The 15,759-nt window shown below is 37.0% G+C and carries 16 protein-coding genes; 9 read left to right on the top strand and 7 right to left on the bottom strand.

From position 1 onward, the window contains the following. Positions 1-18: 18 nt before the first annotated feature. The 3 genes from cwlJ to hemQ all read right to left on the bottom strand — a co-directional run bounded on the left by cwlJ (position 19) and on the right by hemQ (position 2,835). Positions 19-441 (bottom strand): cell wall hydrolase CwlJ, encoded by a 423-nt coding sequence (gene cwlJ, locus COL05_RS08100; RefSeq protein ID WP_000538167.1) that lies wholly within the window; start codon positions 439-441, stop codon positions 19-21. Positions 442-616: 175 nt separating this feature from the next. Further along, a complete protein-coding gene (locus COL05_RS08095; RefSeq protein ID WP_098668216.1) occupies positions 617-1,888 on the bottom strand; it encodes a serine hydrolase in 1,272 nt (423 codons plus the stop codon). A gap of 203 nt (positions 1,889-2,091) precedes the next feature. Next, positions 2,092-2,835: a hydrogen peroxide-dependent heme synthase gene (gene hemQ, locus COL05_RS08090; protein ID WP_001287590.1), complete on the bottom strand. Its 744-nt coding sequence runs from the start codon at positions 2,833-2,835 to the stop codon at positions 2,092-2,094. 280 nt (positions 2,836-3,115) lie between these two features. Between hemQ and pta the strand changes: the two genes are divergently transcribed. Next, positions 3,116-4,087 carry a phosphate acetyltransferase gene (gene pta, locus COL05_RS08080; protein ID WP_098668215.1) on the top strand — a complete coding sequence of 324 codons (972 nt, stop codon included), beginning with the start codon at positions 3,116-3,118 and terminating at the stop codon, positions 4,085-4,087. Between the two features lie 48 nt (positions 4,088-4,135). Here pta and lipL read toward each other — a convergent pair whose 3' ends face one another. Both lipL and COL05_RS08070 read right to left on the bottom strand, forming a co-directional pair. After that, entirely contained in the window at positions 4,136-4,981 is an 846-nt protein-coding gene (gene lipL, locus COL05_RS08075; protein ID WP_098668214.1) for an octanoyl-[GcvH]:protein N-octanoyltransferase, read from the bottom strand. A gap of 129 nt (positions 4,982-5,110) precedes the next feature. Next, on the bottom strand, positions 5,111-5,803 hold the full coding sequence (locus COL05_RS08070) for an RsfA family transcriptional regulator (protein ID WP_098668213.1): 693 nt from the start codon (positions 5,801-5,803) through the stop codon (positions 5,111-5,113). A gap of 316 nt (positions 5,804-6,119) precedes the next feature. Here COL05_RS08070 and COL05_RS08065 point away from each other — a divergent pair, with 316 nt between their 5' ends. From COL05_RS08065 to COL05_RS08040, 6 genes are all read left to right on the top strand, one after another. Next, positions 6,120-6,344 carry a YuzB family protein gene (locus COL05_RS08065; protein ID WP_000526077.1) on the top strand — a complete coding sequence of 75 codons (225 nt, stop codon included), beginning with the start codon at positions 6,120-6,122 and terminating at the stop codon, positions 6,342-6,344. Positions 6,345-6,658: 314 nt separating this feature from the next. Then, on the top strand, positions 6,659-7,714 hold the full coding sequence (locus COL05_RS08060; protein WP_073517725.1) for a FecCD family ABC transporter permease: 1,056 nt from the start codon (positions 6,659-6,661) through the stop codon (positions 7,712-7,714). Next, positions 7,711-8,727, top strand: a complete 1,017-nt coding sequence (locus COL05_RS08055; RefSeq protein WP_001260777.1) for a FecCD family ABC transporter permease — start codon at positions 7,711-7,713, stop codon at positions 8,725-8,727. Before COL05_RS08060 ends, COL05_RS08055 begins: the two co-directional genes overlap by 4 nt. 15 nt (positions 8,728-8,742) lie before the next feature. Beyond that, positions 8,743-9,555, top strand: coding sequence for an ABC transporter ATP-binding protein (locus tag COL05_RS08050; protein WP_000212064.1), 813 nt, complete (start codon positions 8,743-8,745; stop codon positions 9,553-9,555). A 190-nt stretch (positions 9,556-9,745) separates the two neighbouring features. Beyond that, the gene (locus tag COL05_RS08045) at positions 9,746-10,690 is read left to right on the top strand and encodes an ABC transporter substrate-binding protein (protein WP_098668212.1); all 945 of its coding nucleotides are present in this window, start codon (positions 9,746-9,748) and stop codon (positions 10,688-10,690) included. Positions 10,691-10,825: 135 nt separating this feature from the next. Next, a complete protein-coding gene (locus COL05_RS08040; RefSeq protein WP_000262739.1) occupies positions 10,826-12,130 on the top strand; it encodes an HD domain-containing protein in 1,305 nt (434 codons plus the stop codon). A 39-nt stretch (positions 12,131-12,169) separates the two neighbouring features. On the opposite strand, the gene COL05_RS08035 is transcribed toward COL05_RS08040, so the two are convergent. Further along, positions 12,170-12,355, bottom strand: coding sequence for a 2-hydroxymuconate tautomerase (locus COL05_RS08035; RefSeq protein WP_001147171.1), 186 nt, complete (start codon positions 12,353-12,355; stop codon positions 12,170-12,172). A 112-nt stretch (positions 12,356-12,467) separates the two neighbouring features. Between COL05_RS08035 and COL05_RS08030 the strand changes: the two genes are divergently transcribed. Together COL05_RS08030 and COL05_RS08025 are read left to right on the top strand one after the other, a co-directional pair. After that, entirely contained in the window at positions 12,468-13,139 is a 672-nt protein-coding gene (locus COL05_RS08030; RefSeq protein WP_078420143.1) for a site-2 protease family protein, read from the top strand. An 18-nt stretch (positions 13,140-13,157) separates the two neighbouring features. Next, entirely contained in the window at positions 13,158-13,667 is a 510-nt protein-coding gene (locus tag COL05_RS08025) for a YwhD family protein (RefSeq protein WP_000136678.1), read from the top strand. A gap of 33 nt (positions 13,668-13,700) precedes the next feature. On the opposite strand, the gene COL05_RS08020 is transcribed toward COL05_RS08025, so the two are convergent. Continuing rightward, a complete protein-coding gene (locus COL05_RS08020) occupies positions 13,701-15,752 on the bottom strand; it encodes a transglycosylase domain-containing protein (RefSeq protein WP_098668211.1) in 2,052 nt (683 codons plus the stop codon). Positions 15,753-15,759: the final 7 nt, after the last annotated feature.

Below are 15,759 nucleotides of genomic sequence, written 5' to 3'. Positions count from 1 at the left end.
CCTCCTTGTTTTCATCCCTTAATATACGCTAGGGCAATCCCCAGCAGATGGCTGGAAGAAGCAGTGCTTCTTGAAGCGACCAGAGTTTTGCTGGTTATACCAAGTTGGTGGACATGCACCTTCAGGCCTAAAAAACCATAAGGCAAAGTTGGCAGGCCAGAAACGTTGTCCTTGAATCGTTCGCCTTGCTAAGGCGATATCTTGTTCTCTCGCACGCTGATAAAAATAACCTTTTTGTGTTGCTTCAAAACCGCCAGGGTTTTGATAGACCATTTGACGTAAATTACGAATACTTTTAAAATCTAAACAATTTCCGCGGACACGATTTACTCCAACGTTTCCGACCATCAACATTCCCTGTTGACCTTCTCCTTCAGCTTCAGCACGCATCAGTCTAGCTAATAACTTTACATCTTCTTCGTTATACGCGATAACGCCCATTATGTGTCACCTCTCTTTTTGGAATCCTTTGTGGAAAGAGGTTTATCTCTAGATGAAGTGTGTAACAATTACTAGTTCATACGTATGAGAAAAAGGACTCAGATATGACAACCAAACGAAGTTTTACATTGAGGGAAGAAAATAAAAAAAGCTAGCGTGAGCTAGCTTTTCATCATTAAAATACTTTAGACCATAAGTTTGAGAAGAAATCTCCAATAGAGCGCATTGATAACACAAACCAGTTTGCTTTTTCAACTTCTGCTGTCGTTTTTGCGGTAACTTTCATACTTTTACTACCATCTAAGAAACCATATTTATCAGTTGATTCTAAAGTAATCGATCCTACTTTGGCACCTTTCTTAACAGGGGTAACTAAATGTCCATCTTCAGCGAGGGATTTATCTACCTCAGTCCCAATTTTATAAGGATTTTTACTACCTTTCTTCGCAATTACTGTTATTTCTTTTTCCGGTGTAACAGTGACTTGGTCTTCTTTCCCTTTTACTACAGAGATTGTATTGTTTTTATCCACTTTTAGTTTTTGTTTTTCGAAATTATTAAATCCGTATTCAATTAATTCACGGGATTCAGTGAAACGCTCGTCCATTGATTTTGTTTTTATAATTACTGAAATGAGGCGTAAGTCACCACGTTTTGCTGTAATAGTGAATCCGTATCCAGCAGTATCAGAACTACCAGTTTTTAAACCATCTGTTCCTTCATAAGAGAAAGCGGCACCTGGCAACATCCAGTTCCAGTTTTCCATACGAATTGGTTTCGGATGATTATCTGGGAAGTTTCTAAATCTTTGTTTTGTATCCTCTAGCATTTCTGGATACTTTGTAATCATTGCTTTTGAAAGCATACCCATATCGCGAGCTGACATGGAATTTTCTCCATTCGGATCAGTTCCTTCAGGATGTTTTCCTTTTAAGTCAGCGTTATTTAACCCAGTAGCGTTTACAAATTTATATTTCTTTAACCCTAGTTTTTTTGCATGTTCATTTGCAAGATTTAAGAAGTTTTTCTCACTGCCTGCAAGAAGTTCTGCTAAGGCAATACTAGATCCGTTTGCAGAGAAGATAACGATAGAATGATATAGTTCTCTTACAGTATATTGACGTCCCTTTTCGAAGGGAACGTTAGAGAATTCATTATTACGTGAAACTTCATAAGCGTAATCAGAAATGTTTACCTTTGTATCCCAAGTGATTTTTCCTTCTTTAATTGCTTCTAACACGGCATAAACAACAATTAATTTTGACATACTAGCGATAGCTAGTAATTCATCTGGATTTTGTTCATGCAGTATTTTTCCTGTATCTGCATCAAATAGAAGTGCAGCAGCTGCCTCAATGTGTATTTTTTCTTCGGCATGGGATGTTGTTACTCCTAAGGAAGAAATTGACAATAGAAGCATTAGTAAAATAGATAAGATTTTCTTCATATAGATTATCACCTTCGCATCGTTATTAGCATATAGCTCGTACCATTTTAGCATAAATTTGGATATAGAAAGGTTACAATTTTGTAAGGGATTTGAAAGGTATTTGTCGATTTTTGTTCAAATTTGTGGAGAAAAGAAGTTTTTTGAAGAGAAATATAGAAGGTAATAAAAAAAGGAACGAATTCCGTTCCTTTTTTACGATTTTATATGTGTAAAAATTTCTCTACTTTTTCGTCTGGTAAAATGTTTCCAACAAAAAATGTTCCGAATTCACCATAACGAGCGCTTACTTCATCGAAGCGCATTTCATATATAAGTTTTTTAAATTGAAGAACATCGTCAGCGAATAATGTTACGCCCCACTCAAAATCGTCGAATCCAACAGATCCTGAAATAACTTGGCGCACCTTACCTGCGTACTGGCGACCGATTTTACTATGACTGTACATCATTTTTTTACGTTCTTCCATAGGAAGCATGTACCAGTTGTCATCACCTTGGCGACGCTTGTCCATTGGATAGAAGCAAATGTGATTTGCTTTTGGTAACTCAGGATATAAGCGAGCTAAGATTTGTGGATTTTGGTATGGATCTTCATCAGCTGGAAGGTAGTTGCTTAGTTCAACAACAGATACGTAAGAGTATGCAGGAACCATATATTCAGCTAATGTTGTTTTATTCAATTCTGTCTCAATTTCATTTAACTCTTCCATTGTTGGACGCAAAATCATAAGCATAATATCAGCTTTTTGGCCAACAACTGTATACATCGCATGACTGCCTTTTTTCGCACTAGCTACTTCATTCCATTTTTCAACGACATTTAAAAATTCAGACACAGCTTGTCCGCGTTCGTCGCTAGATAATGTTTTCCATGCAGCCCAATCAATAGAACGTAAATCATGTAAACAATACCAGCCATCTAACGTTGTTGTTGCTTCACTCATTCTATTCACCTCAGTTAATGATAGTTTTACACGTTAACTATAGCATATATAGTTTTAAAATCATCTATATAAAGCCTTGGTGCATAAAACTGTCACATTTAAATTTACTTGAAAATAGGAAGAGATAAGGGTTAAAGAGGATTTATTTCTATGCTGAATTTTATGAAAATATAATCATTTTTATTTTATCTATTTTTTGGGAGCTATAAGTTTAAAATATAGAAGAAAAGCAGTATTCTTAAAGATAGAGTTTTTTTAACATATGTAGGAGGGTTTATTCGTGAGCAACTTATTTACAACAGTAAAAGAAAAAGTTCAAGGAAAAGGCATTTCTATCGTACTTCCTGAAGGAACTGATGAAAGAATTTTAGGCGCTGCAGAGCGTTTAGCAAAAGAAGAGTTAGTAAAACCAATCTTAGTTGGTAATAAAGAAGAAATTAGCGCAAAAGTTGCTAGCATGAATTTAACATTAGCAGGCGTTGATATTTACGACCCAGCTACATACGAAGAAATGGATGCAATGGTAGCATCTTTCGTTGAACGCCGTAAAGGTAAAGCAACTGAAGAAGACGCTCGCAAAATCCTTAAAGACGAAAATTACTTCGGTACAATGCTTGTATACATGGGCAAAGCACACGGTTTAGTAAGTGGTGCAGCTCACTCTACAGCTGATACAGTTCGTCCAGCACTTCAAATCATCAAGACAAAACCAGGTGTTACAAAAACTTCTGGCGTATTCATCATGGTACGTGAAGAAGAGAAATATGTATTCGCTGATTGTGCAATTAACATTGCACCAAATAGCCAAGATTTAGCTGAAATTGGTATCGAGAGTGCGAAAACTGCTGAACTATTCGGTATTGATCCACGCGTTGCTATGTTAAGCTTCTCTACAAAAGGTTCTGCGAAATCTCCAGAAACAGAAAAAGTTGTAGAAGCAACTCGCATTGCAAAAGAAATGGCTCCTGAATTAGCTTTAGACGGAGAATTCCAATTCGATGCTGCATTCGTACCATCTGTAGCTGAGAAAAAAGCTCCAGGTTCTACAATTAAAGGTGATGCTAATGTATTCGTATTCCCAAGCTTAGAAGCTGGTAATATTGGCTACAAAATCGCTCAACGTTTAGGTAACTTCGAAGCAGTAGGACCGATCTTACAAGGTTTAAACATGCCTGTAAACGACCTATCTCGTGGATGTAACGAAGAAGAAGTGTACAAGTTAGCTTTAATTACAGCAGCTCAAGCACTTTAATTCTATAATGAATTGAAATAAAGACCGTCGCTATTATAGCGACGGTCTTTATTTTTCTAAGCCAAGTGCTTTATTATTACGATCAATAATACGCTGTAAATTCGTCTCATATAAAGGTATTTCATCTATTGTTAATTGAGATGGTGTTAACTTTGGAGCGAATTGCTGTAATGTTTTTAAAAGACGCATCATTAAATCTTGTACTGTAATGGTTTCGCCAAGTAATTCTGAAAGTGAGGCCATCGTACTCGGTACAATTTCAGGATACGTAAAGCGTGTTTCCTCTCCTTGAATGGCTAGGTTGTAGAAATCACGAACGAGTGCGGCACGTTCAGAACCACTTCCTGTAGCGCATAGATAAATTTGGACAGCGACACCGCCGCGAATACGGCGCTGTGAAATACCAGCAAATTTTTGATCGCGAATACTTAAATCGTAGCTACCAGGGCAGTAAGAACCAACGATTTCTTTTGCCTCGATTGTAACATCGTAATCCTTTAACATTTCTTGAATTAAATGCCACATTGTATCGTATCCAAGATCAATATCGATACCCTTTTCTGTTTCTTGGAATAACAGTGATACGTTTAAAACATCTTCATCAAGTACGACTGCAAGTCCGCCAGAATTACGAACGATAACATTGAAGTTGTTTTCTTTTAGAAAAGAAATACCTTCTTCCAAGTGCGGTAGGCGTGAATCTTGAATGCCAAGAACAATTGTATTGTGATGAACCCAAGAACGCATTGTTGCAGCTGATTGACCATTTCCAATGCTTGTGCATAATGTGTCATCCATGGCGAATGACTGCAATGCATGGAATGTTGGTCCCAAACTAGACTGATCTACAATACGCCACTCTGGCTGAGATAAAATGGAACGGGAATTGCTCATATAACTAACCCCTTATCTTTAAAATGACAATCTCTATTATAGCAAAAAATGAAGAATGGGGTTTTCTCATATATAAAGGGAAAATTTAAAGGTGAAAGACTAAAAAAGGATGCATTATATGCATCCTTTTTATTCTGCAATTTTTTCTAAATTACCGTTTCGATCCATTCGGAAAGATGTTTGAGAACGTTCCTCGTCATCCATGACTGCCAACTTACGAGCGCGGTTCATAATATTCATAAGTGTTTCGTAATCTTCTTGTACAGTATGAGATTGCTTTTCTAATTTTTCTAGTTTCTTTTCCAGTTCTTCATTTCGAAGGATTTGTGATTTAATTTCTTGTTTCAATCTCGTATTCTCATTTTCAAGAGCTGTCACTTTTATATTGGAAGATCCGACTGTTTGTAAAAAATAAATAACATCTTGCATTGTCATAGAGCTTTTTGCAGTAGGAACGGTAGTTTCTTTATATGGAATAGCTTCTTTATATTGTACAATTGATTCCTCTTGTACAAATTCTTCATAATCAGTTATTGAATCTGAAGCTGGTGGTGTATAAAGTAAACGTTTTTTCGCTTGTTCACCGCTTGCAGCGCGCATTTTATCTTTACGATGTTTTTTTGCTAGTTGAAGAGCTTGTTCATAGCTATAGCGAACAACAGCATTCCAACGGAAACCACAGGCAGCCGATGTACGATTCAACCTGTCTCCTACTTCTTCAAATGCATTTAATTGCGTACTTCCTTCTCGAACGTGACGAAGTACAGTTTCAGCAAGTAATAAATCATCCTCATCCGTCCAAGCATCTTGTCTTACTTTCATAGATTCAACTCCCTTTCTTTTTATGAACTTCCTATTTTTATAATGGGCAAAAAAATGAGCTTTTATACAAAGCTTTTAAAAATATGGTAGATTTCGATGAATTTTGAGGTAGGGGTCTTACTGCCCATTAAAGCGGGATAAATTTTGCCAAGAATGACGGAAGCTTCTGTAGGAGAACATATAAATATGTAGCATTATATGAGGAAAGAGCGTCGAAAGGAAACTTGCAACGAGCTTCAAAGAGCGGTAAAATACCATTTAGTGTTTATTTTTAAATGTACTTGAGAAAAGTTTAAAATAGAGGAAGTGTTATATAATGGGAAACGAATTTCGTGTGTGTGATGATTGTCAGGCAACAAACGTTAAAACGTTGATTCCAAAGCTAAAAAAAGTAGATTCATGTGCAACGATTGAAGTTGGATGTCAGTCTTACTGTGGTCCTGGTCGTAAAAAATCATTCGCATTTGTAAATAACCGTCCAGTTGCGGCACCGACAGAAGACGAATTAATTGTAAAAATTGAAGCAAAGTTAAATAAGTAAGGAAAAGAAGAGTGAACAGATTACTCTTCTTTTTTTATGCCCATAAAGGGAAGGATTTATTCTGTGGAAGCTTAATTGGTGCTGATAATAGATAATGACAGATAGGTGTTATCTATTTATTAAGGTCTCAATCTATATGAATTTGTATTTCAAAATAATAGTTGACAGTCTTTGGAAGCGATAGGTAGAATAGAAGGTGTCTGATTCTGAGAATCATTATCAGGCAAAGAACGATTCATTTTATTTTTTTTATTACTATTTGAGAATAAATTTCATTAAATTAAACATATGTTGTTGGTTAGGATGGTTGAGGGATGGAAGCGAGCGCAAGGAGTATAGAACAGCAAGATGTGAATGTTAAAGAGATTAAGAGCAGGCCGCTCATTGCTTCTATTATTTTAGTAGCAGGTACAATTTTGTTAGCTTTAAGCATGGCATTGTCTATTTCGTTTGGTGCTGCAGATATTAGTTTAAAGACTGTATGGCAAGCTGTGTTTCAGTTTGATGGTTCTATTACGCATCATAACGTAATTCAAGAACTTCGTATGCCTAGAGCGATAGGGGGCGTAGTAGCAGGTGCCTTTTTAGCAGTATCAGGGGCAATTATGCAAGGTATGACGCGAAATCCACTTGCTTCCCCATCGTTAATGGGGATTACAGATGGGGCTGTATTTGGAATTGCAATTATGTATGCATTCTTCCCTAATTCACCTTATTTAATGTTCGTTATCGCATCGTTTATTGGTGCTGCGTTTGGAGCGAGCATTGTATATGGAATTGGATCTTCTTCACCAGGTGGATTAACGCCTGTGAAATTAGCTTTAGCGGGTGCAGCGATTAGTGCTTTATTAGGGGCCATTTCATCTGGAATTGCGCTATATTTCAATCTTGCCCAAGAGGTGAGTATGTGGAATGCAGGCGGAGTTGCTGGCGTGAAATGGGAAAGTATTAATATGTTAGTACCGATTGGTCTAGTTTGTCTCTTAATTGCAATTATGATGTCGAGGTATATTACAATTTTAAGCTTCGGTGAAGAAATTGCGATTGGACTTGGTCAAAATACGACATTAATTAAATTTATCGGAACAGTACTTGTTCTTGTGTTAACAGGTTCGGCAGTTTCTATGGCAGGATCGGTTGGATTTGTTGGTCTTGTCATCCCACATATGACTCGTTTCCTTGTAGGCTCAGACTATAGATGGGTTATTCCATGTTCTGCGGTCTTAGGCGGGCTGTTAATTGAATGTGCAGATATGTTATCTCGCGTTATTAATCCGCCGTTTGAAACGCCAATTGGAGCAATTACAGCGCTAATTGGGGTTCCATTCTTCCTCTACTTAGCACGTAACGAAGGGAGAGGGAAAATGTGAGGACAAGTGTCTTAACAAAAAAGAACGTTTCGGTTTTAACAATTTTAGTAGGATTAATTGTTACTGTATTTTTAGTAAGTTTAAATACAGGGACATTTAAAATACCACCAATGGACGTATTAAAGTCATTGGTTGGACTCGGGGCTGAAGATCAGTCTGTTATTTTATTTGAATTCCGTATGCCGCGTATGGTCATTGCTATATTAGTTGGATCTGCTTTAGCGATGTCAGGTGCGATTTTGCAAGGGTTATCACGTAATCCACTTGCTGATCCAGGTATTATTGGTATTAACGCTGGAGCGGGGTTAACAGTCGTTATCTTCGTTTACTTTTTCTTCGGGAAAGTTGGAACTGGTACATTTTTATCTGTATTTATCCTTCCTTTCTTTGCGTTAGTTGGTGCGATATTAGCAGCGGTTATTATTTATTTATTAGCATGGAAAGACGGCGTTTCATCAACGAGATTAATACTTGTCGGTATCGCTGTTGCAGCCGGGTTTGGTGCTGTTAGTTTAATTTTTTCTATGAAGATGACATCTAACGATTTCCGTTTTGCTACGATTTGGTTAGCAGGAAGTCTATGGGGCACAGATTGGAAGTTCGTACTAAGTGTACTTCCATGGATGGTTATTTTCTTGCCACTTGCTATTAGTAAGGCTCACATATTAAACGTAATGAACCTAGGCGACTCCACAGCAGTTGGTCTTGGTGTAAATGTAGAAAAAGAAAGACGTAAATTATTATTTATTGCAGTTTGTTTAGCTGGTGCATCTGTTGCTGTTGCCGGAGGAATTGGTTTTATCGGTTTAATGGCTCCGCATTTGGCAAGGCGCCTTGTTGGCGGTAAACATCAAATTATGCTGCCTACCGCTGCACTAATAGGGACGTTTTTACTTTTATTCGCAGACGTAATTTCAAGAAGTGTGTTAACAACTTCAGAAATACCGGTCGGTCTTGTTATTTCTGTAATTGGTGCACCATATTTCATATACTTACTTATGAGGACAAAATAAAGGGAGGCTTTTTGTATGGCAACTTTAGCAGTTGATGCGGTATCTGTTGGCTATAATGAAGGGTTAATTATTGATGGATTAACAGTTGAAATTCCGGAAGGGAAAATTACAACAATTATTGGACCAAATGGTTGTGGGAAGTCCACATTATTAAAAACGGCTTCTCGTATTTTGAAGGCGAAAAAGGGTACTGTTTATCTTGACGGAAAAGCAATTGAGAAACAGCCAACGAAAGAAATCGCAAAGAAAATGGCAATTTTACCACAGACTGCAGAAGTGCCAACTGGCCTTACTGTGTTTGAACTCGTTTCATATGGACGCTTTCCTCATCAAAAAGGGTTTGGAACATTGAAAGAAGAGGATTATCGCTACATTCATTGGGCACTTGAAGTGACGGGAATGACAGAATTCGCAAATCGTCCAGCAGAGGCGTTATCAGGCGGGCAACGTCAACGCGTATGGATTGCGATGGCTCTTGCACAAGGGACAGAATTACTTGTATTAGATGAACCGACAACGTACTTAGATATGGCTCATCAATTAGAAGTATTAAACTTATTGAAAAAGTTAAACGAAGAAGAAGGTAGAACGATTGTTATGGTCATCCATGACTTAAACCATGCTTCTCGTTTCTCAGATCATATGATTGCATTAAAAGCAGGTAAGTTAATGAAGCAAGGAACGCCAGACGAAGTGATGACGAGTGAAACACTTCGCAGTGTATTTGAGATTGAAGCTCAAATCGTTCCGTGTCCAGTAAACTGTAAACCAATTTGTTTAACATATGATTTAGCGATGATTAGTAATCAATTGCGTAAAAAAGCATAAGTAGAATCCCCCTCGTAAAGAGGGGGGCTTCTAATGGACGTTGAGCTTCTTACTAGTAAATAGGAAGTTGAACACCCGTTAGAACGGGGCATAAGCAACAATTAATTAATATATATTTATTAATTGTTAATCTTGTTTCTTATAGTTCACTGTAACTTATAAGAGAAATACAGCTAGAAGGAGTGGGAACATGAAGAATTTTAAAATGGCGTTATTAGCAATGGTACTAGTCGTTACTTCTGTACTATTTGCAGCTTGTTCTAACAAAGAAGAGAAGAAAGCAGATGCGAAGGATGCGAAGACTGAAGAGCGCACTGTACAACATGCAAAAGGGGAAATTAAAATCCCTGCAAATCCAAAGAAAATTGCTGACCTTAGTGGTTCAACAGAAGAATTATTAATCTTTGGTATGAAACCAATCATTACTGCTAATACATCTCAAGAAAAAATTGATGCACATATTGAAAAGAAATTAAAAGACGTAAAACCAGTTGGTTCTGCTTGGGGCGATAAAATTAACATCGAAGCAGTAGCTGCTGCAAAACCAGACTTAATTCTTGTAAACAATCGTCAAGAAAAGATTTATGATCAATTATCTAAAATTGCACCAACAGTTATGTTAAAAACTCCATTAGACCAATGGCGTCCGAAATTCGAAGAAGTAGGTCAAATCTTCGGTAAAGAGAAAGAAACAAAAGAATGGTTCAAACAGTATGATGAAAAAGCAAGCAAATTACATGATAAAATCGTAGCGAAAACTGGCGATGCTAAATTTATGAAAATGGCTGCATATCCAAATGCTTTCCGCATATACGGTGACTACGGTTACGGTAGCGTAATCTTTAACGATTTAAAATTACCAGCAGTTAAAGGTACACCAACTGATAAACCTTTAGTACAAGTACAAAAAGAAGCTTTAATTGATTACAACCCAGATTACTTATTCGTATTTACAACTGGTGACGGTTCTCAGCGTCTAAAAGAATTCCAAGAAGAATCAATTTGGAAAAATATGAACGCTGTTAAAAATAACCACGTATTTACAATTAAAAACGAAGACTTAAACAAAGGTTACTTCCCTCTAGGTAAAGAAATGATCTTAGATGAAGTTGCTGAATTCGTTTTAGGTAAATAATGTATAAAGAAAAAATCACTNNAGTGATTTTTTCTTTATACACGGGCAATTAATATAGTCTTTCATTTCTTTCTGTTTCCTATTTCGTTTATAATATATAGTAAGAATGCAGTAAAGAAAGGAGGATGTCGGAAGGTGGTATATTTAAACGACAAACTCAGCGAAACAAAAGTGTTTAAAGACCCGGTACATAAATATGTGCACGTGCGCGATCGTGTTATTTGGGATTTAATCGGAACGAAAGAATTTCAACGCTTGCGCCGTATTAAACAGCTTGGAACGACATTTTTTACATTTCACGGTGCAGAGCATAGTCGCTTTACTCATTCGTTAGGTGTATATGAAATTATTCGTCGTATGATTGATGATGTGTTTGATGGCAGACCAAACTGGAATGCTGAAGATAGATTGTTATGTTTATGTGCGGCATTACTTCATGATGTCGGTCACGGCCCGTTTTCTCATTCGTTTGAAAAAGTATTTTCATTAGATCATGAGAAATTTACGCAAAAGATTATCGTTGGAGATACGGAAATTAATCGCGTATTAAGTCGTGTGGATAAAGATTTCCCCCAAAAGGTAGCGGATGTAATCGCAAAAACATCTACTAATAAGTTAGCGATTAGCATGATTTCCAGTCAAATTGATGCAGATCGCATGGATTATTTATTAAGAGATGCGTATTTCACTGGCGTAAAGTATGGAAACTTTGATATGGAACGTATACTGCGTGTCATGCGTCCGTACGGGAATCAAGTAGTCATTAAAAATAGTGGTATGCATGCTGTTGAGCATTATATTATGAGTCGTTATCAAATGTATTGGCAAGTATATTTCCATCCGGTAACGCGCAGTGCCGAAGTTATTTTAACGAAGATTTTACACCGTGCAAAGTCATTGCACGAGAAGTATTATACATTTAAAAATCATCCGGTTCATTTCTATTCTTTATTTGAAGAAGAAGTGACAGTAGAGGATTATTTAAAGTTAGACGAGAACGTTATGTATTATTACTTCCAAGTATGGCAAGACGAAGAAGATCCAATTTTAAGTGATTTATGTCGCCGTTTTATGAATCGAAACTTATTTAAATATGTAGAGTTTACAGATAAGCACGGTTTAGATAATTGGATGGAATTAAGTAGCTTATTTAAAAAGATTGGACTCGATCCAGAATATTATTTAGTAGTTGATTCAACATCAGACTTACCGTACGACTTTTACCGTGCTGGTGAAGAAGAAGAACGTCTGCCAATCTTACTTCTTATGCCAAATGGAGAGCTTAGAGAGCTTTCACGTGAATCGGATATTGTTGAAGCGATTACTGGTAAGAAGAGAAGGGATCAAAAGCTATTCTACCCGCATGATTTAATCTATGAAGATGGAAGAAAAGGAAAATATAAAGAGAGAATCATCGAGTTACTAGAAGGAAAAAAATAAGAAGCAGCTAAGCGCTGCTTCTTATGAAAAAACTTGAAATTATTTGTCACTTAAGCGTTTTCCGCCAACTGCATAATGGTTTTTAGACATTTCTTCGATGAAAACAACGATGTTTTCTTCAGGAGCACCAGTTGTTTCGCTTACTGCTGCTGTTACTTTCTCAGCAAGAGCTTTCTTTTGTTCCTCTGTGCGTCCTTCTAGCATTTTCACTGTTACGTATGGCATATATAATCGCTCCTTTTATGTAAGTTACACTCTTATTATAGCGGATTATGTGGAAGAACAATCGAAAAAACAAATAATTTCTTTTTTTGACAAATGGAAGAGGAGATGAAACATGGATCAGTTATTTAGATACCCGTTGCACCAAATTCCTTTGGTAGCAATGGCCATTATTATCGCATTATCAGTGCATGAATTTGCGCATGCATATGTAGCATATAAATTTGGAGACGATACAGCAAAGAGACAAGGCCGTTTGACTTTATCACCGATGGCACACTTAGATCCTATTGGGATGATTGCTGTATTAATTCTTGGTTTTGGTTGGGCGAGACCAGTTCCTGTTAACCCGTACAACTTTAAAAGACCACGTCTTGCCGGTATATTAGTTTCTATTGCAGGACCGATTAGTAACTTAATTTTAAGCGCAATCGGTTTAATTATTTGGTATAGTTTATTAAAATTTGGTGTATTATACTCAATTCCATCTGCAGTAGCAGATACGTTAGCTCAATTTTTCCAGATTTTTATTATGTTGAATATCGTTTTACTTGTCTTTAATTTATTACCGATACCGCCACTTGATGGATATCGCGTAGTGGAGGATCTAGCACCAACAAATATTCGTGCGAAAATGACACAGTATGAAAAGTATGGAGCGATAGCGTTATTAATTCTTGTTATTACACCGCTTAGCAATTACACAATCCAGCCTATTTTTAATGTTGTTATTCCGTATGTATTAATATTTTTACAGAATATCATTGCGCCTATTTTCGGCCTTTAAACGAGGAGGAACTTACATATGACAGAGAAAAAGAAAAAAATCGGTTTTAATATCGTGAAAAATGATTCAACAGATGGACATGGTGGTTTTGGCGTTGGGGCATTAAGTCTAGAAAATATTTCACCTGTATTTGTCGATGTATTAGAGAAAACAGCATTTGTTGATATTGGTGCGATGCATGCGCGTAGTACAGTAGAAAAAGGTATTAAGTTTTTAACAAATAAAGATGAAGTTCCAAACGGAAAACCATTTTGGCTTGTGTGGGTAACAATTGAAAGAACTGCGACAGGTGCGTATTATGCAGGTGTAACAGCTTGTGAAATGACGGTTGACCGTGAAATTCGTCGCGGATATAAATCACTTCCAGAGCACGTAAATAAAATGGATAAATCATTGAAGCGTCACATTATGGTTGACCATATGGACGAATCATCTAAAAAAGTACTTGGTACATTCTTGAAAGAACATAATGAAGCGATTTGGAACGAATCTAGCGAAGAATTGCGCCGTGCATTATTAAGTGAATAAAAAATAGCTGACGGATGCCCGTCAGCTATTTTTTTACCAAGGAAGATATTTTTTCCACCAACTTGTTTTTTTCTTTTCTTCAGTTGTCTTTTCAAATTCCTCTTTATCATCGACGTGATCCATACAGTATTCAGTTGGTTCTGTACCTTTTGCAAAATACATTTTCACTGAAATTGGACAATTTTTTGTAGCGATTTTTCCGTTTTCAGGGTTAATATTGACTGCAACGACGTCACTTGGCTGTTTAAACTCTTTTTTAGGTTGTCCATCTAAGCCTTTCTCCATCGTATCGGTCCATATTCTTTTCGCATATCCTTGCTCTGCTACGTTTGAAATCGATTTAGGTTGATCATATCCAACCCATACGCCAGTTACGATTTGCGGGGTAAACCCAATCATCCAACTATCTGTTTCAGTGGAACCAGATTTTCCAGCATATGTTCTGGATAGTTTAGATAACATTGATTGACCAGTTACAGCAGCATAACTGCTTAGTTTTTTATTAAACATGCCCGTCATCATTTCTTCCATCACAAACGCTTTGCTCTTATCTAGAATTTGTTTACTCTCTAAATGAGCATCGTATAGCATATTTCCTTCATGATCCATAATGCGTCGAATGAAAATCGGTTTTACTTCTTTTCCGCCATTTGCGAACATGCTATAAGCGTTAACCATTTCAATCGGTTTTACAGGAGATGTACCGAGAGCAAGAGAAGGGACGTCTTTTAATGCGCTCTTAATTCCGAACTGTTTCGCCGTTTTTGTAAGGATGTCCTCGCCTAAAAATAAATTTGTCTTCACGGCATATACGTTATCAGAGACCGCAAGAGCCTGCGCCATTGTTACAAAATCGTCTGCATAATAGTCTTTATAGTTTTTCGGTTTATACTTTGAAACACCGTCACCTAAAGTGAACACAGTGTATTCACTTTTTAAGCGCGTAGCAGGGGTAAATCCTCGTTCTAATGCCGCATAATATAGAAATGGCTTAAACGTAGATCCAGGCTGGCGAGCGGCCTGTGTAGCCCTGTTAAATTGGCTCGTATTATAATCAGTCCCGCCAACAAGGGCGGCCACTTCTCCTGTTTTTGGGTTCATAGATACGAGCGCAGTTTGTATGTTTGTTGTGTCAGGTATATGATCTTTTACAGCTTGCTCTGCAACAGATTGTAATTTAGGGTCGAGCGTTGTATAAATACGCAAGCCTCCTTTTTGTAAGGCTTGTTCATCTAATCCGATATCACGAAGAAGGGAAGCTTGTACAGCATCTTGGAAATAAGGCGCAACCTCTGCCACTTTTTTCGTATCTAATGAGGCGAAAGTTAATGGCTCTTTCTTCGCTGAAGTTGCTTGTTTCTTCGTAATATAACCTTGCTCTACCATTTCATCTAATATGAGAGATTGTCTTCCTTTCGCACGATCTTCTTTTAAAAAGGGAGAATAGACACTAGGTCCTTTCGGGATACCTGCGAGCATGCTAGCTTCTGCTAACGTTAATTCTTTTGCAGTTTTATCGAAATATAAACGGGACGCAGCTTCGATTCCGTAAGCACCATGTCCGTAATAAATTGTATTTAAATATCCTTCTAAAATATGATTTTTATTATAATTTACCTCAAGGCGAATTGTGTACATTGCTTCTAATAGTTTACGTTTCCACGTTTTATCATGATCTAAGTATAGGTTACGAGCATACTGTTGTGTAATCGTACTAGCACCTTGGACTTTTGCCATCGCTTTTAAATCGGCAACAATGGCACCAGCAATACGCTTCATATCAAAGCCATGATGTTTGTAGAATCGTTGATCTTCGATAGATAGTGTCGCCTCTTTTACATAAGGAGAAATTTCATTGAGAGATACATTGTAACGTTTTTGCATTTCATTACTTTGTCCTATAACAGTGTCATCATTGGCGTAAAAGACACTTGTTTGCGGGACAGCAACAGGAGGAGGTCCCATAATTTTTGCAACTATAATAATAACAAAAAAGGAAAAAACGAAAAAAAGAACAGAAGAAAACATTACGGTGAAGAAAAGACGTTTATATTTTTTAAGTTTTGGATTCATAGTTTGATTCATCTTTTTC

Source organism: Bacillus sp. AFS059628 (genome assembly GCF_002571225.1).
Classification (GTDB): Bacteria; Bacillota; Bacilli; order Bacillales; family Bacillaceae_G; genus Bacillus_A.
The sequence above is the reverse complement of the archived record's forward strand: the minus strand, read 5'-3'. Positions and strand labels throughout refer to the sequence as shown.